This is a genomic window from Pandoraea morbifera (assembly GCF_902459575.1).
Taxonomy (GTDB): domain Bacteria; phylum Pseudomonadota; class Gammaproteobacteria; order Burkholderiales; family Burkholderiaceae; genus Pandoraea; species Pandoraea morbifera.
This window is the reverse complement of record NZ_CABPSD010000044.1, coordinates 1-581: the sequence shown is the minus strand read 5'-3', so window position 1 is coordinate 581 and position 581 is coordinate 1. Positions and strand designations below refer to the sequence as shown.

The window sequence follows — 581 nt, the reverse complement described above, 5'->3', positions numbered from 1 at the left end:
GAAGGCATCGTGGTCGGTCGTGACCGATGTGCTTCGCTCTGGGCGCAGGCGGGTTTGCAAGTGCCAAAGAAGCGTCGCAGACGCCGCGTAGCAGGCAGTCGTTCAAGGCCCCACGCACCGGCAGCTCGCAACTCGGTGTGGTGCTATGACTTCGTATTCGACGCCTGTGCGAACGGTCAGCAAGTCAAATGCCTGACGGTGGTCGACGAATATACGCGGGAATGCTTGGCGATCGATGTGGCGGGATCGATTCGCTCCCGTCGAGTCATTGAAGTGTTAAGTCGGTTGATCAGCGTGCATGGCGCGCCCCGTTATCTGCGCTCAGACAATGGGCCGGAATTTGTCAGCACGGCGCTGTTGAAATGGGCGGTACAGGAGCAGATCGAGACAGCGTTGATTGATCCGGGCAAGCCTTGGCAGAACGGAACCAACGAGAGCTTCAACGGGAAATTCCGCGATGAATGTTTAGCGATGGAGTGGTTTCGCAATCGGATTGAAGCGAAGATCGTGATCGAGGACTGGCGCACGCACTACAACGAGGTGCGCCCGCATTCGAGTTTGCAGTACCTAACCCCCGCCGA

At 58.0% G+C, this 581-nt stretch carries 1 protein-coding gene; it reads left to right on the top strand.

From position 1 onward, the window contains the following. Positions 1-581 (top strand): IS3 family transposase (locus PMO31116_RS23540; RefSeq protein ID WP_150568816.1); only part of this gene is annotated, 581 nt, incomplete at both ends.